This window comes from Pantoea sp. B_9 (assembly GCF_008632015.1).
GTDB lineage: Bacteria > Pseudomonadota > Gammaproteobacteria > Enterobacterales > Enterobacteriaceae > Pantoea > Pantoea dispersa.
In genome coordinates, this window is record NZ_VWVL01000004.1 from 136,498 (window position 1) to 162,113 (window position 25,616).

Genomic DNA, 25,616 nt, shown 5'->3' on the forward strand with positions numbered 1-25,616 from the left:
ATGGCGATGATCAAAAGTTTAACAGCCCTGTTGCTGGGCACCCTGTCGTTCGCCGCGCTGGCGGAGGACACCGCCGCCGATGCGCTGGTGCAGCGCGGTGAGTATCTGGCGCGCGCCGGTGACTGCGTCGCCTGCCACAGCACCGCAGGCGGCAAACCGTTTGCCGGCGGTCTGCCGATGGCGACGCCGATTGGCACCATCTACTCCACCAATATCACGCCGGATAAGGCAACCGGAATTGGTGACTACAGCTATGATGACTTCCAGAAAGCGGTGCGTCATGGCGTGGCGAAAAACGGCGACACGCTCTATCCGGCGATGCCCTATCCGTCTTATGCGGTGGTCAGCGATGACGACATGAAGGCGCTGTATGCCTACTTCATGCACGGCGTGGCGCCGGTGGCGCAGGCTAACAAAGAGAGCGACATTCCGTGGCCGCTGTCGATGCGCTGGCCGCTGGCGATCTGGCGCGGCCTGTTTGCGCCAGATGTGAAGGCGTTCCAGCCGGCAGCGCAGGAAGATCCGGCGCTTGCGCGTGGTCGCTATCTGGTGGAAGGACTGGGCCACTGCGGTGCCTGCCACACACCGCGCAGCTTCACTATGCAGGAGAAGGCGCTGAATAACGGCCAGGGCAATGATTACCTTGCCGGCAGCAGCGCGCCGATTGACGGCTGGACCGCCAGCAACCTGCGCGGTGACAACCGCGATGGCCTGGGGCGCTGGAGCGAAGCGGATCTGCAGCAGTTCCTGCGCTATGGCCGTAACGATCACACGGCGGCGTTTGGTGGCATGACCGAAGTGGTGCAGCACAGCCTGCAGTATCTCAGCGATGCGGATATCAGCGCGATTGCCCGTTACCTGAAATCGCTCGGCGCGAAAGATCCGTCTCAGGCGGTGTTCCGTGAGGATGACGCAGTGGCCCGTGCGCTGTGGAAAGGTGACGACAGCCAGCCGGGTGCCGGCGTGTATGTCGATAGCTGTGCGGCGTGTCATAAAACCGACGGCAGCGGCTATCAACGCTTCTATCCGGCACTGCGCGGGAATCCGGTGGTGATGGCAGAGGATCCGACGTCGCTGATTCACATCGTACTGGTCGGCGGCACGCTGCCGGGCGTGCAAGGCGCACCGACCGCGATCACCATGCCGGCGTTTGGCTGGCGTCTGAACGACAGCCAGGTGGCAGATGTGGTGAACTTCATCCGCAGCAGCTGGGGCAACGGCGTGCAGACCAAAGTCACGGCGAAACAGGTGGCGAAACTGCGCCAGGATGACAGCGTGCAGCCAAAACAGGGCAGCGCGGATATCCGGGTGCTGGAAAAGCAGTAAGTCTGTCTTAAGCATTTCCTTCAGGTCATGACGCGGTTCATGGCCTGAAGAGTGCGAAAAATCCCACTTAAATTCATTACCTTAGATTTTCCTTTCAGACGTTTCTTGTAAGAGATTCCTTCCCCTGCGTTTAAAAATCCCTGCCGCTTATTAAGCGTTACTTTAACGATATTAACTCTGGCGAAAAGGATGACCATATGTCTGTAGGCTATTACGACCCGACCAAACCGGGGCAAGAGAACTACGTCAATTCACCTTATCAGTACTGGAAAGGGGTGATTGAGGATAAGAGCGTCAGCTATATCGAATTTGCCATTAACGGCCAGCTGTTTACTACGCAGGTAAACGCGGACGGCAGCTGGGAGTATCAGCTGCCGCTGCGGCTGGAAGAGGGGAGCCACAATCTCACCATCCGCTTTTTCGACCGGGCCGGCAACGCCGGGATTCCGTTCCAGACGCGGCTGGAAGTCGATCTCAGCCCGCCCGATATGCCGGCGATTATGCGCGTACTGGATGATTTTGGACCGGTGCAGGGCCCGGTTGGCAACAAAGGCTTTACCGATGATAAAACGCCAGCCATTTCCGGTTATGCCGAGCCGGACAGCATTGTCCGCCTGTACAGCAACGGCGTGCTGACTGGCAGCGTGCAGGCGGCGAAAAATGGTCAGTGGACCATTACGCCGGAACTGAGTGACGGTGAACAGCGCCTGTCCGTTACCGCCACCGACAAATTTGGTCAGGTGAGTGTCGATTCCCCGGTCTATACGCTGTTCGTCAACTCGCCGCGCATCGACAAGCCGCAGCTGCTGGAAGTGTTTGATAATGAAGGGGTGAACACCGGTGTGATCAAAGCCGGTAGCGCAAGCGACGATCGCAGCCCGCGCCTGAGCGGCAACGCGCCGCTGGATGCCGAAAACGTCATCATCTACGTCAACGGGGTACGCGTCGGCGTGGCACCGGTGATTGACGGGCAATGGCGCTGGGAGAGTAACGTTGATCTGCTGGGCTACGGTGAAAACACCATTACCACCCGTGCGCAAAATAACCGTGGTGAGTTGAGCCATGCGAGCGAGCCGTTTACCTATACGGTGGTGCCCACCGCGCCGGTGAAGATTGAGTATGCGCTTGATAATTTTGGCCCGGCACAGGGCAAACTGGAAAACGGCGCGATGACCGATGACTTCACCCCCACGCTCAAAGGCACGGCGGAAGCCAACAGTATCGTCTATGTGTATGCCACGCGCGAAAACGGCAGCTGGTGGCTGAAAGGCAGCACCCAGGCGGATGCCTTTGGCCACTGGCAGGTGGAAATCGCCCGACTGGATGGCGGTGCCGGCCCGTATCACTTCCAGGCCAGTAACAGCCCGACGCGCGATCCCGCTGCGCCGCTGTTCGACCTGTATGTGTCAGACAACGGCACCCGCCTGAAGCCCATCATCAACGTGGCGCACGATAATGTCGGGCCCGAGCAGGGCAAATTAATCAACGGCGCCACCACCGATGACATGGCGCCGACGCTGCAGGGCAAAGCTGAAGCCAACAGCATGGTGTATATCCATGCGCGGCATATTGATGGCCATTGGGTGGTGTTAGGCAGTGTTAAGGCCGATGCCTGGGGCAACTGGATAACGGAAGTGCGCGCGCTGCGCGGGGGATACGGCACTTATGAGTTTCAGGCTGCCAAAACCCCCGATCGCGACACCAGCGCCGAGGTGTTCAGTCTCAACATGGTGCCGGAAAAACCCGGCATCGTTTCTGCCTGGGATAATTTTGGCGCGCAGACCGGCGTGCTGCATCAGGGCGATGTCACTGATGACCTGACGCCAACGCTGAAAGGCCATGCTGCAGCAAACAGCGTGGTTTATATCTATGCCCGCCACGTGAACGGGGTGTGGGTGACGCTCGGCAGCGCCGTTGCGGATGCTCATGGTCACTGGCAAAGCGAAGTGCGTGCGTTACGCGGCGGCTTTGGCAAATACGAGTTCCAGGTCTCAGACAGCCCGGTGCGTGACGCCGCCGCCGACGTTTTCGACCTGACGATTATCTCCGGCAAGACGGAGATTATTTCTGCGTGGGATGATAGTGGACCAAAGCAGGGCCAGCTGAAAAGCGGTGATATCACCGATGATATGACGCCAACCCTGAAAGGCACGTCCGCACCCAATAAGGTGGTTTATATCTTCGGCTGCCATATTGAGGGCCACTGGGTATTAATGGACTCGGTCACAGCGGATGCTACGGGTAACTGGAGCTATCAGTCTTACGATCGCTCGCCGTGGAAAGGACTGACGCAATTTCAGGTCAGTGATAGCGCCATTCGTGATGTGAATGCGCCAACCTTTCTGCTGGAGATCAATGTCGATCCGCCGAAGGTCGATCACAAGGGGCTAGTGTGGAATTTCAACGACGGCACCCAGCAGGGCTGGATCGCCAGCGGTCTGTATCATAAAAATGACAACATCGCGGTTAAGCGCTGGAGCGCAGGCAATTCCTCTTATGAGTTGGGTTCCATGACCAACGGTTCAAACACCAACGGCTTCAAAGGAGAAGTGGTTTATCGCTATATTCAGGTCGAAGCGGGTAAAACCTACCAGTTCGATTTTGATGGCTACCGTATTCCTGGCGGTAGCCTGAAACCGAAAATCGGTCTGGACGTTAATGGACAGAAAGTGATTCCCAACATGGGCCTGGATGCTGCCTGGAATCATTTCAGCGGACTGTATACCGCCAGCAAAACAGAAGTGGTTCGCGTGGCGGTAACCAATGAGGTTAATAACGGTAACGGCAACGATTTCGCTATCGATAACATCGGGGTTAAAGAAATCAGCCGGGTTCATGGACAACCTGATCTGGTGAAAGATGCTAACGGTCATCCGCGCTATATCGATTTTAAAACCGGGGTCAGTTATACCATCGACGACAGTCTGAAAATGACGCTGATTAAAGGACCGAATATTGGCGGCGAGCAAAAAACGCTGAAGCATGGCGAAATCATTGTTGGCCGTGGCGGCCAGATGAAGCTGGATTTCGACGGCGTGGCGGAGAAAGTGGTGCTGAAATCGGATTATGTGCACAGCAAAGGCAATTACATCGATTTCTATGACACGCAAGGTAAATTGCTGCACAGCTATGAGCTGAAGGCGCATCCTGGCACCCTGCGAAGCGACATTGTCGAGTACCACGCCCCGGCCGGTAAGCTGATCGGTTCAGCCGTGGTGCGCGTCAATCCGGCTGAAGTGGATTCGGTGAACAATCCGGGCGGCGTGCGCATCAGTGACGTTGAATGGGGCATGCATGATGATCATGTCGGTATCACCGCCTTTGATGTTCCTGCCGTCATCACCCTGGGCGATGAATTCGCCGTTTCCCTGAGCGATGTGCTGGCGCAGGGCAAGCAGGGCAGCACCATCGATATGACGGGTCACGGCAAAAACGTCCTGAGCGTAGCGGTTGACGATATCCTGCAGGTTGGAAGTCAGGATCTGTTCGTGAAAGACGGCAAAACCCAGCTGCTGTTCAAAGGCGATGCGCAGGACGTGGTAAAACTGGATGACATCCTCGGCGACGGCGGTGACGTGGGCGATTGGGTGAAACAGCAGGGCAGCACCACGGTGGCTGGCGTGAAGTATCAGGTTTACAGCCACAGCGGCGTCGATGCCGACGTGCTGATCCAGGAAGGGGTGAAAACCGAACTGGTGTAAATCTGGCGGGGGCGGAAACGCCCCCAAAAGTTTGCACCAAGACGTAGCGGCGCAATTTATCGCGCGATGAATCGTGCCGCTCCAAAGGGTGCGCATTGCCGGGCTGAACCGGCCGCCGCCCACCCTGCGCCCATCCGGTTTAAATGTTCTCCAGATCCAGTCCCCGCGTCTTCGGCCCGTAAATCCCGACCGACAGCATCACCATCAGCATGCTCAGCACGATAAACACGATCACCCCCTGACTGCCGGCATACTGCAGAATCAGGCCAATCAGAATACTGCTGAAAGCGGTCGACAGCCGACTGAATGAATAGCAGAAGCCAACGGCGCGCGCACGAATGTGCGTCGGGAAGATCTCAGTCTGATAAGCGTGATAGCTGAAGGTGAGCCAGGCGTTGCTGTAGGTGATCAGGAAACCGCACACCACCATCAGCAGCGGGTTGCTGGTCAGCGCGAACAGCGTGCCGAACACCACCGTCATCAGCGATGAAAAAACGATCTGCCATTTGTTTTCCAGCCGGTCGGCGTAGCGGCTGCAGATCAGCGAGCCGAGCGGATAGGCCAGCGTGATGAAAAAGGCGTACAGCAGGCTGTGGGTGACGGTGGCCCCCTTGCCGGACAGCAGCGCCGGCAGCCAGTTACCGAAGCCGAAGAAGCCAATCGCCTGGAAGAAGTTCATCACCACCAGCATCAGCGTACGCTGGCGATAAGCCGGTGCCCAGATCTCGCTAAAACGCCCTTTTTTCGGCAGCTGTGCCGCCGCATCGCGCTGAGAGAAATCGTCTCCCGGCGCAATGCCGCAGCGTTTTTCCATCTCGCTCAGCACCCGGTGCGCGTCCTGATGCCGCCCCTGCTGTGCCAGCCAGCGCGCCGACTCCGGCAGGTTTTTCCGGATAAACCAGATCACCAGCGAGCACAGCGCACCGGCGATCACGACCCAGCGCCAGCCTTCGAGGCCGAGCAGGGTTTGCGGTACCAGCCACCATGACATCAGCGCTACCGTCGGCACCGACAGGAACTGAATGAAAAAAGAGAAGGCAAATGCGCGGCTGCGCAGATGGGCCGGCACCCACTCCGACAGATAGGTATCGATGGTCACCAGCTCGACGCCCAGACCGATTCCGACCAGGAAGCGGCACAGAATAATCATCTCCGCGCTGTGCTGGAACGCCATCAGCAGTGAGAACGCACCGTACCACGCCAGCGCGCACATAAAGGTCAGGCGACGGCCGAAGCGGTCGGCATAGGGCGTCAGCAGGCTGGCACCGACAAACAGGCCGAGAAAGGTCGCCGAGGCGAACGCCGCCTGATCGGCGATACCAAACACGCCCGCGGCGCCGGTGTGGAACACGCCTGCGGCGACCAGCCCGGCGCTGATGTAGCCGGTTTCAAACAGATCGTACAGCTCGAAGAAGCCGCCGAGCGCCAGCAGCGTAATAAAGCGCCACAGCCCGGCGGAAGAGGGCAGAGCGTCGATGCGCCCGGCCAGCGTCTGGCGTTCGGTCGCGATGCGATCGGTCGCCACCCCTGTCGAATAGGTGGTTGTCATTATGATTGTTACCTCGGTGTTTGCAGGATCCGCCCGGTGGTGGTTTGTCAGAAATCATTAACCGTTAGCAAGCGAAGAAATAGCAGAATAATCAATTCGTCCGGGGTTGCCGAGAGGCGCAGCGGTGACATTTTGGCAACGTGCGTTGCAGTTCACAGAAAGCGGTACGCCGTCCATGGCGCCAGGTCAGGGCAGATGCGGATAAACGCCCGGACCGATGGGCAGGCCCAGCAGATACCACACCAGCAGCAGCGCGATCCACGTCACAAAGAACACCAGCGGATACGGGAAGATCAGCACGTAGTAGGTGCCGAGCTGCGCGTCTTTTTGATAGCGCTGCAGGAAACCGAGGAACAGCGGCAGAAACGGCGACATCGGCGCCAGCGGCAGCACGGCGGAATCGGCGATGCGGAAAATCATCTGGGCAAACGCCGGATGAAAGCCGAGCAGCATAAACATCGGCACAAACACCGGCGCGAGGATCGACCAGATCGCCGAGCCGCTGGCGATAAACATGCACAGAAATGCCGAGAGGAACATCAGGCCGAGAAAGGCCGGCGCACCGCTGATGCCGGCGCTCTCCAGCATATCGGTCAGGCCGATGGCCATAAACTTGCCCATGTTGCTCCAGTTGAAGAACGCCACGAACTGCGACAGCGGAAACACCATGACGATAAAGCCGGCCATGCTCTTCATCGGATCCACCAGCAGTCGGGGGATGTCGTCAGCGCGGCGAATCTGCTGTGTCACCGCGCCATAGGCAATCGCCACCACAAAGAAGAACAGGATGATGATCGGCACGATGCCCTGAATAAACGGCGAAGGGATGATGCCGCCGGTTTTCGGGTTGCGCAGCGGCGCATGCTCCGGCACCACCAGCAGCGCCATCACGCCGATAAACACCAGCGCGGCGAGACCGGCCGCCTTCAGGCCGCGATTCTCCTGCGCCGTCAGTGGTGGCAGGCGATCGTGGTGGCCGCTGTTCCAGACGGGCAGGCGCGGCTCGACAAATTTATCGGTCAGCAGCGCGCCGGCCACGGTCAGTACGATGACCGAGCTGGCCATGAAGAACCAGTTATCGATCACGCTGACGTGGACCGTGTCGCTGACCGCTTTGGCGGCCTCTGTACTGATGCCGGAGAGCAGTACGTCGGTGGTGACGATCAGCAGATTCGCGGTAAAACCCGACGCGACGCCGGCAATCGCCGCCAGCAGGCCCGCCACCGGATGACGCCCGACGGCAAGGAAGATCAGCGCGCCGAGCGGCGGCATCACCACCAGTGCGGCATCGGAAGAGATATGGCTGAAGAACGCGATAAACAGCACCATATAGCTGGCGTAGCGACGGCTGACACGCGACGCCATCTTCACCATCAGCGACTGCAGCAGCCCGACTTTTTCCGCCAGCCCGGCCCCGATCACCAGCGCCAGAATGGAGCCCAGTGGGGTGAAACCGCTGAAGTTTTTGATGATGTTGGGCAGGATCCACTGAATGCCCGCCACGCTGAGCAGGTTATTGACCCGCACCAGTTCGCCATTGGCCGGATTTTTAACGGCCACATCAAGGCTGCTGAGAAGCGCGGTGGCGATCATCAGCACCACGATCAGGTAGACAAACAGTAAGAACGGGTTCGGCACTTTGTTGCCGACCCGCTCAATCCAGCTGAACAGCTTGCCGGGGCTGCGATTTTCAGTCATCACTTCCATCGGTAGATCCTCGTCATGTTGTATTTGCATGCCCGGAAGGGCTGTTATTTTTTATTTTTTTATTTACTGCTTCCGCATGTGTTGCGGAGTGACCTTTCACACCAGCCTGTAGCGGCGCAATTTATTGCGCGTCTTGTTAAACCCGCGCGATAAATCGCGCCGCTACGGGCCAGTGCGCTTCGCTTTATAATGTCGATGGCTGCACGCCGGCCGGAATCGGGCACACGTACGGCTGCTCGCGGCGCACGCGGTCAAACTCTTCACGACAGCGCGCCAGCGCGCCATCATCGTGCAACAGCGTCAGCGCGGTGGCGGCCAGCACTTTGGCGGCAAGGCACATCCCTTTGTGGGCAATCGGCGTGCGGCCCTGTGCCACCAGCTGCCAGGTGTGCAGCGGCGTGCCGAAGGCAAAGCAGGGGGCAAAACACTGCGCCGTCGGCGTTACCCAGCTCACATCCCCAACGTCGGTTGAGCCGTACAGCAGCTCGCGCGTGACCGCATACGGCGCTACCTCATCCATCAGTACTTTATCCCCCAGCGCCTCAGCCCAGGCGATGCCCGCTTCGCCGCCGGTGCGCGCCGCATTCAGTCGCGCGTTACGCAGATCGTCTTTGCTCAGCGTGGCGCGGATCGCTGCCGCAAATGCCTGTTCCTGCGCGCTGTAGTGCGGCAGACCGAAATGGTGCAAATTACGTTCCATCACCGCTTCCAGCGCGCGGTTGGGCACATAGTTGGAGCAGGCTTTATCAAAACGTACCGTCATCTGCGTATCGGTCATCAGCGCTGCGCCTTTGGCGATGTTGATCACGCGCTGGTAGATATCCTGGGCCTGGTCGAGCTGCGGCGCGCGAATCAGGTACAGCACTTCGGCATCGGCCTGCACCACGTTGGGCGATACGCCGCCGGTTTGGGTGACCGCATAGTGCAGGCGCGCCTCCTGCACGATGTGCTCGCGCAGAAAATTCGCGCCGGTGTTCATCAGCGTCACCGCGTCCAGCGCGCTGCGCCCGAGATGCGGCGAGTTAGCGGCATGCGCTGCCACGCCTTTGAAGTGAAACGCCGCCTGAATATTGGCGAGGGTGCTGAGGTTGAACATGCCGCTGAAGCCTTCCGGGTGCCAGGTCACGGCAGCATCGACATCATCAAACAGCCCCTCGCGCACCATAAAGGTTTTACCCGAGCCGCCCTCCTCGCCAGGGCAGCCGTAAAAGCGCAGCGTGCCGCGTCCGCCCTGTTCTGCCCACCAGGCTTTGATGGCGAAAGCGGCGGCCAGGCCGGCGGTACCGAGCAGGTTGTGGCCGCAGCCGTGACCGTTGCCGTTTTCCACCAGCGGGCTCGGCGTGGCGCAGCCCGCCTGCTGGCTCAGACCGGCCAACGCATCAAACTCGCCGAGGATGGCGATCACCGGCTGGCCGTGGCCGATTGAGGCGATAAACGCAGTGTCGAGACCGCCAACGCCGCGCTCGACCTCAAACCCCTCCTGCGCCAGCGCATCGGCCAGCAGCGCAGACGATTGCGTCTCTTCGAAACGGGTTTCCGGCACGTCCCAGATGGCATCGCTGAGGGCACTGAAGCGCGCCTGATGCTGGTCGATGTAGCGATCGATATAGTCGTGTGCGCTCATCGGGCACCGCCGAACTGCGCCTGGTTAAGCGCCAGCGTAGCCAGCATCTGCACGGCAGTAGCCATCACCGCTTCATCAAAATCGAACCGCGCATTGTGGTGGCCCGCCGCCAGCTCGCAGCCGAAGATGACGTAAGACGCCTGGCCGCCGCGCTGCTGCACGCGCTCCATCATGTAGGTGGCATCTTCGGAACCGGCCGCCTGCTGTTTGCTGTCTATCACCGAACTGAACAGACCCAGCGCTTCGGCCTGCTGATGGATAAAACTGACCCACGCCGGGCTCGGCGTGCAGCTGCGTGCACCGCCCATCAGCGTGACCTCGTGCTCAACACCGTACATCGCCGCGGCACCGGCAATCACGCGCAGCGCCTGCTGATAAATATCGTCGTTGACCTGATTACTCGCGCCGCGCGTTTCCACCTTCATTAGCGCAACATCCGGCACTACGTTGCGTCCGCTGCCGGCCTGTAAGACACCAACGTTAACGCGCGCCACGCCGCCGCTGTGCTGCGGCAGAGTGTGCAGCGCCAGCGTGGCCTGCGCCGCCGCCAGCAACGCGTTGCGTCCCTCTTCCGGTTTGCCACCGGCATGCGCGCCGACCCCGGTAAAACGCACGTCCAGTTTGGTCGTGGCGAGAAAGCTGTCGCTGCCGCAGACGATCTCGCCCGGCGGCACGCCGGTGCCAAGGTGAATGGCGGTGAACAGATCGACATCATCAAGCACGCCCGCGGCCACCATGGCTTTGGCACCGCGTACGCCTTCTTCCGCCGGCTGAAAAATGAGTTTTATGCGACCGCTCAGTTGGTGCTTCATCGCCATCAGCACGCCCGCCAGCGCCAGACCTATGGTGGTGTGACCATCGTGGCCGCAGGCGTGCATCATGCCGGGATTGCACGAGGCGAAGCCTTCGCGCGTCGGCAGGTGATCGGCGGTGGCGCTCTCCGTCTGGTCGAGCGCGTCCATATCAACACGAAAGCCCATCACCGGACCGGGACGTCCGGTGTCCAGCGTTGCCACCACGCCGCAGAAACCGCCGGAGAAGTGGGGCAGCCACTGTGGCAGCGCGCCCTGCTGCAGCGCACGCGCTTCCTGCTGCGCCAGCACTTCAGCAGACGGCAGACCCATGCGCGCATCGGCATCAATCACCTCACGGCCCAGCTGCAGCTGATAACCAAGACGATGCAGCTCTTCCGCTACCAGCGTGGCGGTGCGGAACTCCAGCCAGCCGGATTCAGCATAATGGTGCAGGTCGCGGCGCCATGTCTGCATCTGCGGTATCCGCGCGTTGACGAGGTCGGAAAGGGTGTTCATCGGCTGTTCCTTAGTGTTGGTTTTTTATGCATTCAACCGAATCTACACAATGGTATTAGGGCGCATAAGATGCGAATATCTTGTGACCGATAGATAATGGTTATCACCTGATCATGGCGGCCAATCTCAAACTTCATCAGCTGCGCGCCTTTGTTGACGTGGCGCGCCAGGGCAGTATTCGCGCCGCCAGTCGGCTGTCGGGCCCGTCGCAGCCGGCATTAACCAAAGCGATTCAGGAACTGGAGCTGGCGCTGGGCGCGCGCCTGTTCGAGCGTCGTCAGCAGGGCGTGATGCTGACCGATGTCGGTGAAACCTTTTTTCGTCATGCCTGTCTGGTGCTGGAGGAACTGCGCGTGGCGCAGGAGGATATCCAGCAGCGGCTCGGTCTGGCCGGTGGCAAGGTCAATATTGGGGTGGGCGGCAGCATTGCGCGTACCGTGATGCCGCAGGTGATAACCCAGTTTCATCGTGAGTATCCACTGGTGAAAGTGCGTATCGTTGAGGGTCAGCTGGTGTCGATGGTGCATGAACTGCGTCAGGGCGCGCTGGATTTCACCATCAATACCTACGACCGGCATCACTTCGATCAGGAGCTGATTTTCGAGCGGCTGATGCAGCGCGAGTATCAGGTGGTGATGCGTAAAGGGCATCCGATGGCGCATGCGCGCTCGCTGGCCGAGTTGCAACACTGCGACTGGACCATGCCGACGCCGCAGGGCAGTTATTACCGACTGCTGCATGACCTGTTCGGTGAGCGCGGCATGGCACCCAAAATCGCGGTGACCTGCGAGACCTTTATGGCCTGCACCAGCCTGGTGGCAAAGAGTGATTTTGTCAGCATCATTGCGCGCGACGTGATTGAAGACCCTACGCACGGCGGGCAGCTGATCGCGCTGGATCTCGACGATCCGCTGCCGAAAGCCACCTTCTATCTGATTCAGCGTAAAGACACTGCGCTGACGCCGATGAGCGCTTACATGGCGCAGCTGTTCCGCCGCTACTGCCAGCCGTGACGGGTGAAAAACTGCATCGTCTACACTTTAGGTGTACGACACGCGTTAACGCACTCTCAACGGAGGTTACGATGCAGGTGAGTCCTTATTTATTTCTCTACGGCCGCTGTGAAGAAGCCATTGCCTTCTATCTGGAGGCCACCGGCGGCGAAATTCTGCAAAAAATGACGTTTGGCGATATGCCGGAGCAGGGCGAGCAGGTGGGCGATCAGTCGGCGCCGCCGCTGCCGCCGGAAAAGATTATGCATGCGCATCTGCGCATTGGTCAGGGCGAGCTGATGCTGAGTGATGGCAATACCGCCCAGCCACCGGCGTCCGAACATGCCGGTTATGCGGTGAGCCTGGCCACGCCAGATGAAGCGGAGGGTAAAGCCTGGTTTGATAAGCTCTCTGCGGGCGGCAAAGTGACCACTGAATGGCAGAAAACCTTCTGGTCGAACGGCTTCGGGATGTTTATCGATAAGTTTGGCATCCCATGGCGCATCAACGTGGTGAAGCCACAGGCGTAACAGACTGGCGTGGCCGCGATGGTGAGCGGCCACGCCGGAAGCGGTTTAGAAGTTGTAACCCACCACCAGGTAGTAACCCCAGCCGGTTGATTTCACTTCAAACGGACCGTTGCCGAAGTTCAGCTCCTGGCCATCAGCCCACTGGCCGCCGTTGTGGAAGTAACGCGCCACGGTAGAGACATGCCAGTGATCGTAGTTCAGCGACAGAATGTGGCTGGAGGCAATTGAGTTGCTGGTGCGCGAGCGGTCAGACTTGTCACGCAGATCGGAGCCCCAGTCAAAGTTGGTGAAGCCGATATAGCTCAGCTTGCCGCCCCACAGGTCAGTGATCGGCACAAAGTATTTCACCTTGAAGCGATAACCATCCCAGCTGTTTTCGTTCGCCGCGCCGTAGTTTTCCCACTGATATTTCGCGTACACGTTCAGTGACAGGCCGATATCGCTATGGGTATCAATGTCAGTACCCAGACCCATATACCAGGTGTTCTGACGGCTGTCGCTGTTGCGACCCATGTCGTAGATGTAGTTGTTAGCGAAGTACCACTCTTTGAACGGTCCGAACGCCAGGCTGGTGCCGGTCAGCTTATCAATGGAGAAGCGTGGCTCAATTTCCATGAACATCGGCGAACCGTGGTCAAAAATACCGTTGGCATTGCTATTACCCACGCCAAAGAAGTTGGTCAGGTCAAGGTAGCCGTAGAAATCAAACCAGTCCTTTTTAGTAAAGGCTTCGTATTCGAGATACACATCATTGTTGAACTGAGGTCCGAAGCGGGTGTGATAACTGCCTACCACGTTCACGCTCTGATGCCACCAGTCAGAAAGGTACTGCGGATCGCTTTCCGCCGCCTGTGCGGCGCCGGTCCAGCTACTGGCCAGTAAGGCCCCTGCTATCAACGTTTTAAATTTCATTATTTTTTAACCACTTGCTCGTGATCGCCGCGCAAATGCTGCGATCGGGTGAAATCGATCCCAGGGGATGGGCAGTGTGCTGTTGTCGCCGGTCTGACGCGCCGGATTTTCAGGCCCGCGTAATGTGCCTGTAACAGAGCGATAGAAAATAGATTTTGATCACGTTTGTCAAAAAGTGTTGCATTTCGATTCAGTAAATATGTGAGCTTGATCACATAAAGGTCGTGTAACGAACGGAACCCCGCAACCGTTTACGTTGTCGGGATACGCAGAGAACTGGCAGGAGAAGAAAATAGCCGGCGCGGATTAACGCGCCGGAGGAGGAAAGACGTCAGGGAAGGGTAACGCGCACCTGCAGGCCACACACTTCACCCTGCGGGTTCAGGCAATTCGACAGAGCCACCTGCATCTGATGCTTTTGCGCCACGCTGCGCACGATCGATAATCCCAGGCCGCTGCCCTGCGCCTGGACATCCGGCGAGCGGGTAAAGCGATCGAAGGCGCGCTCGATAAACGACTCCGGCATGCCGGGGCCGTTATCGACAATATCCACTACCGTATGATGACCGACGCGATGCAGCAGCACATCCACCAGGCTGCCCTCCGGCGTGTGCAGCATGGCGTTGCCGATCAGGTTATCGAACAGGCTGCGCAGATCGGATCGGCTGGCGTGCAGACGATAGTGCGCGGTGCCGTTGAAGCCGATATCAATGCCGCGCTTGTCCGCCACCACCATCAGTTGCTCAATGCTCTCCTTCAGCAGGTCATCAAGCTCAATGGTCTCGACGCTGGCGACCACGGACTGATCCTCCTGGCGTGAGATATTCAGCAACTGCGTCACCAGATGGCGCGTGCGCGTGACGCCCGCTTCCAGCTGATCAAACTGGCGGCTGGCTTCGCCCGGCAGGATGTGCTGACGCAGGTTCTCCAGCTGTAACGTGACGGCGGTGACCGGCGTGCGCAGTTCATGCGCGGCATCCTCAAGGAACTGGCGCTGTGACGACCAGGCCGCGCGTAGTTTATCCAGTAGCGAGTTATAGGCATCGACCAGCGGCAGCACTTCGTCCGGCAGACCGTCCGGCGACACGCTGTGCGGATGCAGGGTTTCCTGCGCCGCAATCTGGCGCGACGCTACGCGCAGATCGCGCGTAATGGCCCGTACCACCAGCCAGATCACCAGCAGCGACAGCGGCATCATCAGGATGAGCGGAATGATGGCGGAGAGTACGCGTTTCACCATCAGGCTCTTCATGTAGCCGACGTTGTGCAGCACCTGAATATTGCCGATCTCGCTGCCCAGCTCGCCGGGACGGGTGTAAACGCGCCACTGGCAGTCATCGCCGCAGTCGCCAACTTTTAAATCTGACCAGCCTTTTTTGCTCTGCAGGGGCGCATGCAGCGCCGGCCAGGAACTGGCGCGCAGATGATTATTGGTGTCCCAGAGCTGAACGATATAGGTACTTTTCAGCTTCTCCTGCTGCATCACCATCGGCATCAGTGCCGGCATGCGCTGGCTGCTTGACCAGGCATCGGCAATTTTGGCGAGCTGGTCGTCCTTCATGGTGCCCATCATGTCGCCATAGCAGTGGTAGAAATACCAGGTGACACCGCCGATCATCGCCAGATGCAGCAGCACCAGCGTGGCCAGCAGTTTGTTGCGCAGCGACCGCATAAACGTAAAGGATCTCATATTGCCGGTACCCGCCAGCCCAGACCGCGTACGTTGCGAATCACTTCGTTATCGAGTTTGCGCCGCATGCCGTGAATCAGCACGTCCACGGCGTTGCTGGTGACCTCTTCGCCCCAGCCGTAGATGCGGTTTTCTAACTGCTCACGCGACAGGATCGCGCCCGGGCGTTCCAGCAGCGCATAGAGCAGGGCGTATTCACGTGCGGTCAGCTGCTCGCGCTGGCCTTTGTACAGCACTTCACGCGTCATCATATCGAGCTGCACGTCGCCGTTGCCCAGCAGGGAGTCCGCCGCACCGTGGCGGCGTCGGGTGATGGCTCGCATACGCGCCAGAACCTCTTGAAGATCAAAGGGTTTGAGTAAGTAGTCATCGGCGCCACTGTCCAGGCCCTGGATGCGCTGCTGCACGGTATCACGCGCGGTCAGCACCAGCACTGGCGTCATGTCACCGCGCGTGCGCGCACGGCGCAGCACATTGATGCCATCTTCACGCGGTAAACCGAGATCGAGCAGGACGCAGGTGTAACCGCCTTCCTGCCAGGCGTTGCTGGCAAATACGCCGTCACGCACCCAGTCCACCGACCAGCCGGCGGCCTCCAGCGCCTGCTGCAGGTTGGCGCCGATCATTTCATCATCTTCTACCAGCAGCACACGCATGATGCCCTCCTGAATAACTTGTCGCAGTGTAGCGCCCGATAATTAGCGCAGAATTAACCTGGCGCGCTGTTTCGTCGGGAAAGCCGTTTTTTTGCTTGCTAATTCTGCGCTAATTTTCTGCTAATTAAGGGATAAATTTAACGCGCTACAGTGACGTCACTGGACATTTTACCGACGCCGGAGGAAGTCATGAATCAGCGCGAATTTATCCGTAGTTTGCTGGAGTGGATTGAAAAAAATTTAGGGCACGATCTGCATCTGGATGAAGTAGCACGCCGCTCGGGATATTCCCGCTGGCATCTGCAACGTCTGTTCCGTCAGCACACCGGTTTTTCACTGGCAGAATACATTCGCCAGCGCCGGCTGACTGAGTCAGCGCTCACGCTGATCAACAGTGACGAGGCGATTCTGCAGGTGGCGATGAGCTACGGCTTTGATACCCAGCAGGCTTACACCCGCACCTTTAAAAATTATTTTCGCGTCACGCCAGGCCAGCTGCGACGTCAGCGTCGCGTCGAGCCGGACCGCCTGCTGTTTCCGCTAGCGGTGGCGGTGTGACATCCCTCGCCCGATTTCCCGTGGCCGCTGCGTAACGGGAAATCGGGTGCGCATTCGCGTGTTTGCTTTTAAGCTGCGGTTCTCACTCTTTCAAATCAGCCAGAGAACATGGACAACAGCGATAATCTCACCGCCATGATGCTGTTTGCGCGCGTCGTTGAGCGGCAAAGTTTCAGCGAAGCGGCCCGTACGCTGGGGGTATCAAAATCGCACGTCAGCCGCGAAATCGCCCGGCTGGAGGTGCGGCTGGGTATCAAACTGCTGCAGCGCACCACGCGCAAAGTGGCGCTGACCGAGCTGGGCCAGGCTTACTATCCGTTCTGCACCCGCATGCTGGAAGAGATGCATCGCGCCGACGCGTTTGTGCAGCAGGTGCATCAGCAGCCTGCCGGCAACGTGCGGCTGCAGGCGCCGATTACCTTCGGCTGTCAGTGCGTGGTGCCGACGCTGAACACCTTTATCCGCCGTCATATTCACATCAACGTCGATCTCGAACTGACCACCAGCGACGATCCGCAGCCCAGTGCGGACGTGGCGATTGTGATCCGCGCACGTGCGCCGGAGGTGGCGAACTACCGCGAGCTGAGCAGCATTGACTGGGGACTATATGCGTCGCCAGCGTATCTGGCCGCGCATCCGGCCATCGATCATCCCGAACGTCTGATGCGCCACGATCTGCTGCTGTTTCACGGCCCGGCACACACGGCGGCGTTGCCGTTTCGCCGTGATAAGCAGCGCCTGGCGCTGGAGGTGCACAGCCGCTTTCGCGCGAATAACAGCATGGCGCTGCTCAATGCGGCCTTGGCCGGAACCGGCGTGGCGTATCTGCCGGCCTATATGACGCAGGAGGCGCTGGCGCGCGGCGAGATTCAGCAGGTGCTGCCGGAATGGCAGATGGATCGCCTGCACAGTTACCTGCTGCTGAAAGAGCAGCCGCAGCCCTCGTCACCGGTCACCTTGCTCTGCGACGCGCTGATCACTACGCTGGGTGCGCCGTGATTGTTGTTTTCTGGCAACAATAACGCGCTGGCTGGCAAATATCCGCTTCTCCCTGTTTTCTGTGTGCTACCGCTGATAGCCTGCTAAAAAAGCCAAAAACAGGGATATCACTATGTCGCATTCTTCTATCGCGTTAGCGCCTGAGCAGCAACACTGGCGGCGCAATTTGTGGGTTTGCGTGCTGGGCTCGTTCAGCACTATCGTCGCCATGACCCTGTTGCTGCCCTTTCTGCCCCTCTATGTGCAGCAGCTGGGCGTGCAGGAACCGGCCGCGATTGCGCGCTGGTCAGGCGCCGCCTACGGTGCCACCTTTCTTAGCGCGGCGCTGACGGCACCGCTGTGGGGCAAACTGGCGGATCGCTATGGCCGCAAGCTGATGCTGATCCGCGCCAGCCTCGGAATGGCCGTCGCCATGTCGCTGATTGGTATGGCCACCGCGCCGTGGCAGCTGGTGGCGCTGCGCCTGCTGGCCGGCCTGCTCGGCGGCTATGCGTCGGGTTCCACCATACTGGTGGCGGCGCAAACGCCGAAAGCGCAGACCGGCTGGGCGCTGGGCGTGCTGTCCTCCGGCATCATGGCCGGTAACGTGGTCGGCCCGCTGCTGGGCGGCGTGCTGCCGCCGCTGATCGGTATCCGCCACACTTTCTGGCTCACCGGTGCGGTGATTTTTCTCGCGTTTCTCGCCACCACTTTTCTGCTGAAAGAAGCGCCACGTGCGGCGAAGAAAGCCGCAGCCGGGGAGGGTGATGAGCCGGAGGCGTCGATCAACCGGCCAGTGGTGCGGCTGATGTGGCTGTCGGGCATGCTGCTGATTTTTGCCAATATGTCGATTGAACCGATTATCACGCTGTATATCGCGCAGTTTGTTCACGGCGATCACGCGGTGACGGTGACGGCCGGACTGGTGATGGCGGCCGCTGCGCTGGGCAGCATTCTCTCCGCGCCGCGCCTTGGCCGGCTGGCCGACCGCATCGGACATGCGCGCGTGCTGATTTATGGCCTGCTGGTCTGCGCGCTGCTGCTGATTCCGCAGGCGTTTATTAGCGCGGCGTGGCAGCTGGTGGTGCTGCGTTTCCTGATGGGGATGGCGCTGGGCGGCCTGATGCCCTGCGTGACGGCGTTGATTCGTCATAATGTGCCGCAGCGGCAGGTCGGGAAAATGCTGGGCTATGCGACCTCAGCCCAGTATGTCGGCCAGGTGAGCGGCCCGCTGTTCGGTGGCTTTATCGGCGGCGCGTTTGGCATGCGCCCGGTGTTTCTCGCCACCTGTGTGATTATGGCGCTGTGCGCGCTATTGAATGCGCGGGTGTTGCGTAAAGCTTAACCGCAGGATCGAGCGTAATGCCTGACCGGCGTGAAAAAAAAGCGGGCATTGCCCGCTTTTTTACTTCAGTGCGAAAAATTACTTCGCATCTGGCAGCGCATAGGCAATCACGTAATCGCCCAGCTTGGTACCAAACGAACCGTGACCACCGGCCGCGATGACAACGTACTGTTTGCCATTCACTTCATAGGTCATCGGCGTAGCCTGGCCACCCGCTGGCAGACGCGCCTGCCACAGCATCTCACCGGTGTTGGTATCGAACGCACGCAGGTAGTTATCTGCGGTCGCGCCGATGAAGAACACGTTACCGGCGGTGGTGATTGGGCCACCCAGCATTGGCATACCCATTTTGAACGGCAGCGGAACCGGTGCGCTATCGCGAACGGTACCGATACGTTTCTTCCACACGGTTTCGTTGGTCTTCAGGTCGATCGCTGAAACGTAACCCCAGGCCGGCTGTTTACACGGCAGACCAAACGGCGACAGGAACGGGTTCAGCTCGACGCCAAACGGCACACCGTACTGCGGCTGAATGCCGGTTTCGGTACCGGAACCGCCTTCTGCGCCCTGCGGTGGTTCAATCGGGTTGCCCGGACCGCGCGGAATCAGCTTAGACACAAACGGCAGCGCCATTGGGTTAGCAATCGCGATCTGACGATGGGGATCAACCGCGATGCCGCCCCACTCGAACATACCAAGGTTGCCCGGGAACACCAGCGTACCCTGCTCAGACGGCGGCGTGAACGGACCTTCGTAGCGCAGACGCTTGAAGATCACGCGGCACACCAGCTGGTCATACATCGTCGCGCCCCACATGTCCTTGTCCGTCAGGTTCTGCTTCGGACGGAAGGTCAGTTCGGAGTACGGCTGGGTCGGTGCCACGTGGTCACCTTTCGCCGCGCCCTGCGGTACCGGCGTCTCCGGTGCAGGCACGACTGGCTTACCGGTACGACGATCCAGCACAAAGATGTTACCGGTTTTCGCCGGGGCATAAATCACCGGTACGGTGTTGCCGTCTTTGTCCGTGATATCGGCCAGCGTCGGCTGTGACGGCAGGTCCATATCCCACAGATCGTGGTGCACGGTCTGATACGACCACACCAGCTTACCGGTGGTGGCGTTCAGCGCCAGAACGCTGCTCGCGTAGCGCTCCTGCTCTGGTGTGCGGTTACCGCCCCAGATATCCGGGGTGGAAACGCCCATTGGCAGGTAAACGGTATCCAGTTTTGGATCGTATACCGCCGGCGCCCACGAGTTCGGCGAGTTCATGGTGAAGGTGTGTTCATCAGCCGGAATCGCGTTAGGATCTTTCGCGCCCGGGTCGAACACCCACAGCAGTTTACCGGTGTTGACGTCGAAGCCACGGATGGCACCAGACGGCTCACGGGTGGAGTAGTTATCGGTGACCGCACCAGCAATGACGATGGTGGTGTCAGTGATAACCGGCGGTGACGTAGGCTCATACTGGCCTGGCGTCTGTACCGGCTGCTTGTGCTGCAGATCCAGCTCACCGTTGTTACCAAAGGATGGGCAACGGGCACCGGTATCGGCATCCAGCGCGAACAGACGACCGTCGTTCACTGGCAGATAGATGCGGCGTGAGCACAGCGCAGGCTGGCTATTGGTGGCATCGGCAGCAGCAGGCACTTCATGGTATGAAACACCGCGGCAGGTCACGTGCTGGAAGGTAGGATTCGGCTTCAGGCCCGGATCGAATTTCCACTTCTGCTTACCGGTCGTCGCATCCAGCGCAAACAGAATCTGGTGTGGCGAGCAAAGGTACAGCGTGTCGCGGATTTTAATCGGCGTCACTTCGTCAGTGATTTCACCCGGATCGTTGGCGGTTTTGAGATCGCCGGTCTGGAACTGCCAGGCAACCTGCAACTCTTTCACGTTGCTGGTGTTGATCTGCTTCAGCGGCGAGAAGCGGGTGCCCTGCTGGTCACGCGCGTAGGCTGGCCAGTCAGCATCGTTGATGTTACTCAGCGGCTGGGCCTGCGGGACGTTAGCGGCTTCCGGCAGGTTGCCATTCAGCTCCTGCGGATCGTGGAATACTGCCCACGCCAGCACCAGTACGCTGGCTACCAACGCAACGGCCATCGCACCCAGCGCACCTTTACCCGCATGATTCAGGCCGCGATACACAAACGGCAGAATCAGCCAGATACCGAAGATCACCAGCACGTCGGTACGTGGGGCCAGCGCCCAGAAGTCGAAGCCGACTTCCCATACGCCCCACACCAGCGTTGCCAGCAACAACAGTGCATACAGCAGCAGTGCGGAACCGCTACGGCGCCACAGCAGAACAGCGGTGATCAGCATAATCACACCGCCAATAACGTAGTACCAGGAACCTCCAATGGCGGCTAACCAAACGCCGCCAATCAGCATAAATGCGCCCGTCAGCAGTGCAAACAGCACCGTCAGGAAGCGAATTACGCCAAAAGATGAGGAAGCTTTCCCCATAATATTGACCTCTTTCTTTGCCATAAAATCAAAGGAAACAACCGATTAGGCTGTATCCCGACATAGAGTACGAAGTGACTTAAGGTGTTCTGTCAGTGCTTTTCCGTTAAGCAGGATGATCCCTTTGCGTTAAATTTTATCTTAAAAACGTTAACAGGTTTGATTTTTTTAGCGCTTTGCTCTTTTTATCAGGCAGTGACACGACATTTTATGAGGATATTGCGCCATCCTGTCCGGCGTAATCGGGTGATAACGCCGACGCGCAGAATTTTGTGTAAACGTTTACCCCGGGAAGAGCGGATGACAGCTCCGCTGCGTTTGCCAGCCGCTTAGCTGTAAATGCAGGTAATCTTCGGCCGGTAATTGAAGCTGAGGCGTACGTAATATTACCTCTGCTTGTGTTTCCCGCAGCGAAGCGAGCAGAAAAGGAAAGCTGAACTTGAGATAATTTTCGCGGAAGAAGTCATCGCTCAGAACAATACCGCTGAAGGGAAAATCGGTAATATTTTTCCACTCGGTTCCCGGCGGCGCGAGATCGTAAAGCCAGAAGGAAAAACGAGACGCCACAGCGCGTAAGGCGGATCCTGCCTGACGTAAAGTGGCATAGTTGATCGCCAGCCTTACATTCTCATGTTGCAGGCTGGAATAATTATCAACGTCATGCAAAAAGGACATCACACTATTTCCCGCCAGTGGAATAATTATTAATCCCGCAGCATCCGCTGACTGATAATGTTGGGTAATTATCTCGCCTTCATGAAGTAATGCATCACGCTCCGGCACGCAATGCATTAAGGACGCTGAATAACATGCGCCGACAGGTGTGCCGTCGAAGCGACAGACACGCTCAGTGACATAAGGATGGTATGAATTGTTTTCCATTTATCTCTATGAATAAATTAATGAACGATAGCGTCTTAATTATTATAAGGACGGGAAGACTGCTGTGATTATCACAGGGGGCAATATAGATCGATTCGCCGGCAAAGATCACCTTTTTTAGCTGTTTCTGATAAAGAGATAAAAAGGATTGGCCAGGCATTAATTAACGCTTTACTGAATTATCTGGAATGATTCGGCTATTTTCAAAGTAAAACAATCAGTCTGCTAATATTCAGAACGCCATGTTTAACTGTCAATCCGGATAAGCACCTGTTTTTACAGCGCACATCCAGCCATTGCCTGCCCCGGTCAGTTATCGCACTCTATGACGTGAAAAACATAAGGAAAGCCGATGGTGGCTTTTCACCAGGCAGGTGCCATGACGCCGGCCGGTTCTGCTTCAGGATGGGATAAAACTATGGGTTCACCGGTCACCGCAGCGGAAGATTCGCTGCTGCGACACAGGTCGTTCGTCGCCTTCTGGCTGGCGCGTACCTGTTCATCGTTTGGTTTTCAGATGTTCTCCGTGGCCGTCAGCTGGCAAATCTATGCGCTTACCCACAGTGCTATGGCGCTGGGCATGATCGGTCTGATGCAATTTTTACCTTCAGTATTGCTGGCGCTGCCGGCGGGCCACCTTGCGGATCAGTATGACCGTCGCCGCATCGTGCTGCTGGGGCAGCTGATTGAGTGGCTGGCGCTGCTCGGGCTGGTGGCGCTGACGCTGCTGCACTGGGCGGGCCGGATTGAAATCTGGGGACTGGTATTCCTGATTTCGCTGGCCAAAGCGCTGGAGTGGCCGGCAATCACCTCAATGCTGCCAGCGTTGGTACCGCCGCCCATTCTCGCGCGCGCCATGGCGGCCAGCTCGGTGGGCGGTCAGGCGGCGGTGATTGTCGGTCCGACGCTGGGCGGCTTACTGTATGTGGCCGGGCCGGAGGTGGTGTACGGTGTTTCGGCGCTGTTCTATCTGTTGTCGATTGTGCTGGTCAGCCGATTGCGCTACGAACGACCGCCGCAGGCACGTATTCCGGCCAGCCTCAGCACCATGTTTGCCGGTGTCCGCTTCATCCGCGAGCGCAAAGATGTGCTTGGGGTGATCTCGCTCGATCTGTTTGCCGTGCTGCTGGGCGGCGCCACGGCGCTGCTGCCGATCTTCGCCCAGGATATTCTGCATACCGGTCCGTGGGGGCTGGGCATGCTGCGCGGTGCCCCGTCGGTCGGGGCGCTGCTGGTTGGGGTGTGGCTCAGCCGTCACAAGCTGGAAAAGCACGTGGGCATGATCATGTTTGGCTCGGTCGCCGGTTTTGGTCTGGCTACGCTGGTATTTGCGCTGTCGACGCAGCTGTGGCTCTCGCTGCTGGCGCTGGCGGCACTCGGCGGCTTCGATATGGTGAGCATGGTGATTCGCGGCGCGCTGGTACAGCTGGACACGCCGGATGAGATGCGCGGGCGCGTCAATGCGGTCAACGCCATCTTCATTAATACCTCTAACCAGCTGGGGGAGTTCGAATCCGGCCTGTTGGCCGCTTGGTTCGGTGCGGTGCCCGCAGCGGCGATTGGCGGTGTCGGCACCCTGGTGGTCGTGGCGCTGTGGATGGCGCTGTTCCCTCATCTGCGCAAACGGCAGAAACTGGAAAACGACAGTCTCGCCTGACGTTCGCGGCTGCCCGGCGCGGTGGCCGTGACCAGGTACGCAGTCTGCCTCGCTATCTCACACAGCCAGGTTTGATTATTATTAATCACATTTGACTGTTTGTGAGCATGATCAAACTAATTAAGCGCCAGTTAATCTATAAATTGCCCTGCCTGTGCGTAAATTTATTCATTTTTGAGTGAAGTAAATCATTTTGCACGGTGCGGGGTAGCCAGCGCAGCGACGCAACAACAATAATCATGGCCGCCTCATTAACGGTGCGTGTGAAGCCCGGCACGCACCAAGACCCTACGTTATCAATGAGGCGAATATGAAACAGTTCTCTGCAGAAGGGATGGTGATTATTGTCGGGATTGTCATTGCCTACATCCTGTTCACTACCTGGCTGACCTGGCGGTTGCGCAGTAAAAACAGCGGCGACTTTATGGCGGGTTCAAACGTGATGCCAGCGTTTGTGGTCGGCGTGATGCTGATGTCTGAATACATTGGCGCCAAGTCAACCATCGGTACGGCGCAGGCGGCTTTTGAGGATGGCTTTGCCGCGTCCTGGTCGGTGATCGGTGCCGCCATCGGCTTTCCGCTGTTTGGTATTCTGCTGGTCAAACGCATCTACAACACCGGCAAAATTACCATTTCCGGCGCGATTGCCGAGCGCTATGGCAACTCCACCAAAAATATTATTTCCATCATCATGATCTACGCGCTGCTGCTGGTGAACGTCGGTAACTATGTCAGCGGTGCGGCGGCGATCTCTACGGTACTGAACCTTGATCTCACCACGGCGGCGGTGATCACCGCGCTGGTCAGTACCTTCTATTTTATGTTCGGCGGCATGAAAGGCATCGCCTGGGTGACGCTGCTGCACAGCGGCCTGAAATATATCGGTATTCTGGTCATTCTCGGCGTGGCGCTGCACATGACCGGCGGCGTCAGCCCGATGATCAAAGAGATGCCGCACTTTTACTGGACCTGGGACGGTAACGTGGGCGCCAGCACCATTTTTGCCTGGATGATTGGCACCATCGGGTCGATCTTCTGCACCCAGTTTGTGATTCAGGCCATTGCCTCGACCAAAAGTGCGGCGTCTGCGAAGCGCGCCACCTGGGTCGCCTTCTTCTTCTGTATGCCGATTGCCATCGCCATTGCGCTGATTGGCGTGGCGGCAAAGTATCTGCATCCGGAGATTAACAGCCTGTACGCGCTGCCGGTGTTCCTGCAGGACATGAGCCCGTGGCTGGCAGGGATTGTCACCACCTCGCTGGTGGCATCGATTTTTGTCAGCGTCAGCACCGTGGCGCTGGCCATCGCTTCGCTGGTGGTAAAGGACTTTTATGTGCCGTACCGTAATCCGACGCCGGAACGCGAATTTCGCATGACGCGCTGGCTGTCACTGCTGATCGGTTTCCTGCCGCTGATCTTCGTGCTGTTCGTACCGGAAGTGCTGAAGCTGTCGTTCTTTACCCGCGCCATCCGTCTGTCAATTTCGGTGGTGGCGATCATCGCTTTCTACCTGCCGTTTTATAAAAGTACGCGCGGCGCGAACGCCGGCCTGATTGGTGCCTGCGTCATGACCTCGCTGTGGTATCTGCTGGGCGATCCGTTCGGCATCAACAATATGTACGTCGCGCTGGTCACACCGGCGGTGATCATGCTGATTGACCGCCTGATCCCGTCACGCCAGCCGCAGCGCAAAAATGCACCTGATTCATCAATGCAAAACAGTGGAGCCTGAC

Annotated in this window: 18 protein-coding genes; 9 read left to right on the forward strand and 9 right to left on the reverse strand. The window is 58.5% G+C overall.

The window, feature by feature from the left end:
• Positions 1–6 precede the first annotated feature (6 nt).
• Both F3I21_RS13735 and F3I21_RS13740 read left to right on the forward strand, forming a co-directional pair.
• Positions 7–1,326: a cytochrome c gene (locus tag F3I21_RS13735; protein ID WP_058774916.1), complete on the forward strand. Its 1,320-nt coding sequence runs from the start codon at positions 7–9 to the stop codon at positions 1,324–1,326.
• A gap of 197 nt (positions 1,327–1,523) precedes the next feature.
• On the forward strand, positions 1,524–5,027 hold the full coding sequence (locus F3I21_RS13740; RefSeq protein WP_150059159.1) for an Ig-like domain-containing protein: 3,504 nt from the start codon (positions 1,524–1,526) through the stop codon (positions 5,025–5,027).
• Between the two features lie 139 nt (positions 5,028–5,166).
• Here F3I21_RS13740 and F3I21_RS13745 read toward each other — a convergent pair whose 3' ends face one another.
• The 4 genes from F3I21_RS13745 to F3I21_RS13760 form a co-directional block, all read right to left on the reverse strand.
• Complete coding sequence (locus F3I21_RS13745) at positions 5,167–6,576, reverse strand: MFS transporter (RefSeq protein WP_058759274.1); 1,410 nt, start codon at positions 6,574–6,576, stop codon at positions 5,167–5,169.
• Between the two features lie 186 nt (positions 6,577–6,762).
• The gene (gene abgT, locus F3I21_RS13750) at positions 6,763–8,283 is read right to left on the reverse strand and encodes a p-aminobenzoyl-glutamate transporter (protein ID WP_058759275.1); all 1,521 of its coding nucleotides are present in this window, start codon (positions 8,281–8,283) and stop codon (positions 6,763–6,765) included.
• Between the two features lie 184 nt (positions 8,284–8,467).
• Positions 8,468–9,907, reverse strand: a complete 1,440-nt coding sequence (locus tag F3I21_RS13755) for a M20 family metallopeptidase (protein WP_150059160.1) — start codon at positions 9,905–9,907, stop codon at positions 8,468–8,470.
• Positions 9,904–11,217 (reverse strand): amidohydrolase, encoded by a 1,314-nt coding sequence (locus tag F3I21_RS13760; protein ID WP_150059161.1) that lies wholly within the window; start codon positions 11,215–11,217, stop codon positions 9,904–9,906. Before F3I21_RS13760 ends, F3I21_RS13755 begins: the two co-directional genes overlap by 4 nt.
• Positions 11,218–11,330: 113 nt before the next feature.
• Here F3I21_RS13760 and F3I21_RS13765 point away from each other — a divergent pair, with 113 nt between their 5' ends.
• Together F3I21_RS13765 and yjdN are read left to right on the forward strand one after the other, a co-directional pair.
• Positions 11,331–12,230 carry a LysR family transcriptional regulator gene (locus F3I21_RS13765; protein ID WP_150059162.1) on the forward strand — a complete coding sequence of 300 codons (900 nt, stop codon included), beginning with the start codon at positions 11,331–11,333 and terminating at the stop codon, positions 12,228–12,230.
• Positions 12,231–12,301: 71 nt separating this feature from the next.
• On the forward strand, positions 12,302–12,739 hold the full coding sequence (gene yjdN / locus F3I21_RS13770) for a VOC family metalloprotein YjdN (protein ID WP_058770044.1): 438 nt from the start codon (positions 12,302–12,304) through the stop codon (positions 12,737–12,739).
• A 45-nt stretch (positions 12,740–12,784) separates the two neighbouring features.
• Here the strand turns inward: yjdN and F3I21_RS13775 are convergent, their stop codons facing one another.
• From F3I21_RS13775 to F3I21_RS13785, 3 genes are all read right to left on the reverse strand, one after another.
• Positions 12,785–13,651, reverse strand: coding sequence for a nucleoside-specific channel-forming protein Tsx (locus tag F3I21_RS13775; RefSeq protein WP_021507798.1), 867 nt, complete (start codon positions 13,649–13,651; stop codon positions 12,785–12,787).
• 331 nt (positions 13,652–13,982) lie between these two features.
• Positions 13,983–15,341, reverse strand: coding sequence for a HAMP domain-containing sensor histidine kinase (locus F3I21_RS13780; protein ID WP_058759279.1), 1,359 nt, complete (start codon positions 15,339–15,341; stop codon positions 13,983–13,985).
• Positions 15,338–15,997 carry a response regulator gene (locus F3I21_RS13785; RefSeq protein WP_021507795.1) on the reverse strand — a complete coding sequence of 220 codons (660 nt, stop codon included), beginning with the start codon at positions 15,995–15,997 and terminating at the stop codon, positions 15,338–15,340. Before F3I21_RS13785 ends, F3I21_RS13780 begins: the two co-directional genes overlap by 4 nt.
• A gap of 189 nt (positions 15,998–16,186) precedes the next feature.
• Between F3I21_RS13785 and F3I21_RS13790 the strand changes: the two genes are divergently transcribed.
• From F3I21_RS13790 to F3I21_RS13800, 3 genes are all read left to right on the forward strand, one after another.
• Positions 16,187–16,555 (forward strand): helix-turn-helix domain-containing protein, encoded by a 369-nt coding sequence (locus F3I21_RS13790; RefSeq protein WP_021507794.1) that lies wholly within the window; start codon positions 16,187–16,189, stop codon positions 16,553–16,555.
• Between the two features lie 108 nt (positions 16,556–16,663).
• Positions 16,664–17,554 carry a LysR family transcriptional regulator gene (locus F3I21_RS13795; RefSeq protein WP_150059163.1) on the forward strand — a complete coding sequence of 297 codons (891 nt, stop codon included), beginning with the start codon at positions 16,664–16,666 and terminating at the stop codon, positions 17,552–17,554.
• A 112-nt stretch (positions 17,555–17,666) separates the two neighbouring features.
• Positions 17,667–18,878, forward strand: coding sequence for an MFS transporter (locus F3I21_RS13800; protein ID WP_150059164.1), 1,212 nt, complete (start codon positions 17,667–17,669; stop codon positions 18,876–18,878).
• A gap of 78 nt (positions 18,879–18,956) precedes the next feature.
• On the opposite strand, the gene F3I21_RS13805 is transcribed toward F3I21_RS13800, so the two are convergent.
• Complete coding sequence (locus F3I21_RS13805; protein ID WP_150059165.1) at positions 18,957–21,344, reverse strand: glucose/quinate/shikimate family membrane-bound PQQ-dependent dehydrogenase; 2,388 nt, start codon at positions 21,342–21,344, stop codon at positions 18,957–18,959.
• A gap of 282 nt (positions 21,345–21,626) precedes the next feature.
• Positions 21,627–22,226 (reverse strand): hypothetical protein, encoded by a 600-nt coding sequence (locus F3I21_RS13810; RefSeq protein ID WP_150059166.1) that lies wholly within the window; start codon positions 22,224–22,226, stop codon positions 21,627–21,629.
• A 418-nt stretch (positions 22,227–22,644) separates the two neighbouring features.
• Between F3I21_RS13810 and F3I21_RS13815 the strand changes: the two genes are divergently transcribed.
• On the forward strand, positions 22,645–23,883 hold the full coding sequence (locus F3I21_RS13815; RefSeq protein WP_031279748.1) for an MFS transporter: 1,239 nt from the start codon (positions 22,645–22,647) through the stop codon (positions 23,881–23,883).
• A gap of 310 nt (positions 23,884–24,193) precedes the next feature.
• Positions 24,194–25,615: a sodium:solute symporter family protein gene (locus F3I21_RS13820; protein WP_058759283.1), complete on the forward strand. Its 1,422-nt coding sequence runs from the start codon at positions 24,194–24,196 to the stop codon at positions 25,613–25,615.
• Position 25,616 lies beyond the last annotated feature (1 nt).

Bases quoted from the DNA above. Each gene is read 5' to 3' on its own strand.
- F3I21_RS13780 (WP_058759279.1), bottom strand. From the start codon at position 15,341: ATGAGATCCTTTACGTTTATGCGGTCGCTGCGCAACAAACTGCTGGCC.
- F3I21_RS13805 (WP_150059165.1), bottom strand. From the start codon at position 21,344: ATGGGGAAAGCTTCCTCATCTTTTGGCGTAATTCGCTTCCTGACGGTG.
- yjdN (WP_058770044.1), top strand. From the start codon at position 12,302: ATGCAGGTGAGTCCTTATTTATTTCTCTACGGCCGCTGTGAAGAAGCC.
- F3I21_RS13815 (WP_031279748.1), top strand. From the start codon at position 22,645: ATGGGTTCACCGGTCACCGCAGCGGAAGATTCGCTGCTGCGACACAGG.
- F3I21_RS13790 (WP_021507794.1), top strand. From the start codon at position 16,187: ATGAATCAGCGCGAATTTATCCGTAGTTTGCTGGAGTGGATTGAAAAA.
- abgT (WP_058759275.1), bottom strand. From the start codon at position 8,283: ATGGAAGTGATGACTGAAAATCGCAGCCCCGGCAAGCTGTTCAGCTGG.
- F3I21_RS13765 (WP_150059162.1), top strand. From the start codon at position 11,331: ATGGCGGCCAATCTCAAACTTCATCAGCTGCGCGCCTTTGTTGACGTG.
- F3I21_RS13775 (WP_021507798.1), bottom strand. From the start codon at position 13,651: ATGAAATTTAAAACGTTGATAGCAGGGGCCTTACTGGCCAGTAGCTGG.
- F3I21_RS13785 (WP_021507795.1), bottom strand. From the start codon at position 15,997: ATGCGTGTGCTGCTGGTAGAAGATGATGAAATGATCGGCGCCAACCTG.
- F3I21_RS13795 (WP_150059163.1), top strand. From the start codon at position 16,664: ATGGACAACAGCGATAATCTCACCGCCATGATGCTGTTTGCGCGCGTC.
- F3I21_RS13810 (WP_150059166.1), bottom strand. From the start codon at position 22,226: ATGGAAAACAATTCATACCATCCTTATGTCACTGAGCGTGTCTGTCGC.
- F3I21_RS13735 (WP_058774916.1), top strand. From the start codon at position 7: ATGATCAAAAGTTTAACAGCCCTGTTGCTGGGCACCCTGTCGTTCGCC.
- F3I21_RS13745 (WP_058759274.1), bottom strand. From the start codon at position 6,576: ATGACAACCACCTATTCGACAGGGGTGGCGACCGATCGCATCGCGACC.
- F3I21_RS13760 (WP_150059161.1), bottom strand. From the start codon at position 11,217: ATGAACACCCTTTCCGACCTCGTCAACGCGCGGATACCGCAGATGCAG.
- F3I21_RS13820 (WP_058759283.1), top strand. From the start codon at position 24,194: ATGAAACAGTTCTCTGCAGAAGGGATGGTGATTATTGTCGGGATTGTC.
- F3I21_RS13740 (WP_150059159.1), top strand. From the start codon at position 1,524: ATGTCTGTAGGCTATTACGACCCGACCAAACCGGGGCAAGAGAACTAC.
- F3I21_RS13755 (WP_150059160.1), bottom strand. From the start codon at position 9,907: ATGAGCGCACACGACTATATCGATCGCTACATCGACCAGCATCAGGCG.
- F3I21_RS13800 (WP_150059164.1), top strand. From the start codon at position 17,667: ATGTCGCATTCTTCTATCGCGTTAGCGCCTGAGCAGCAACACTGGCGG.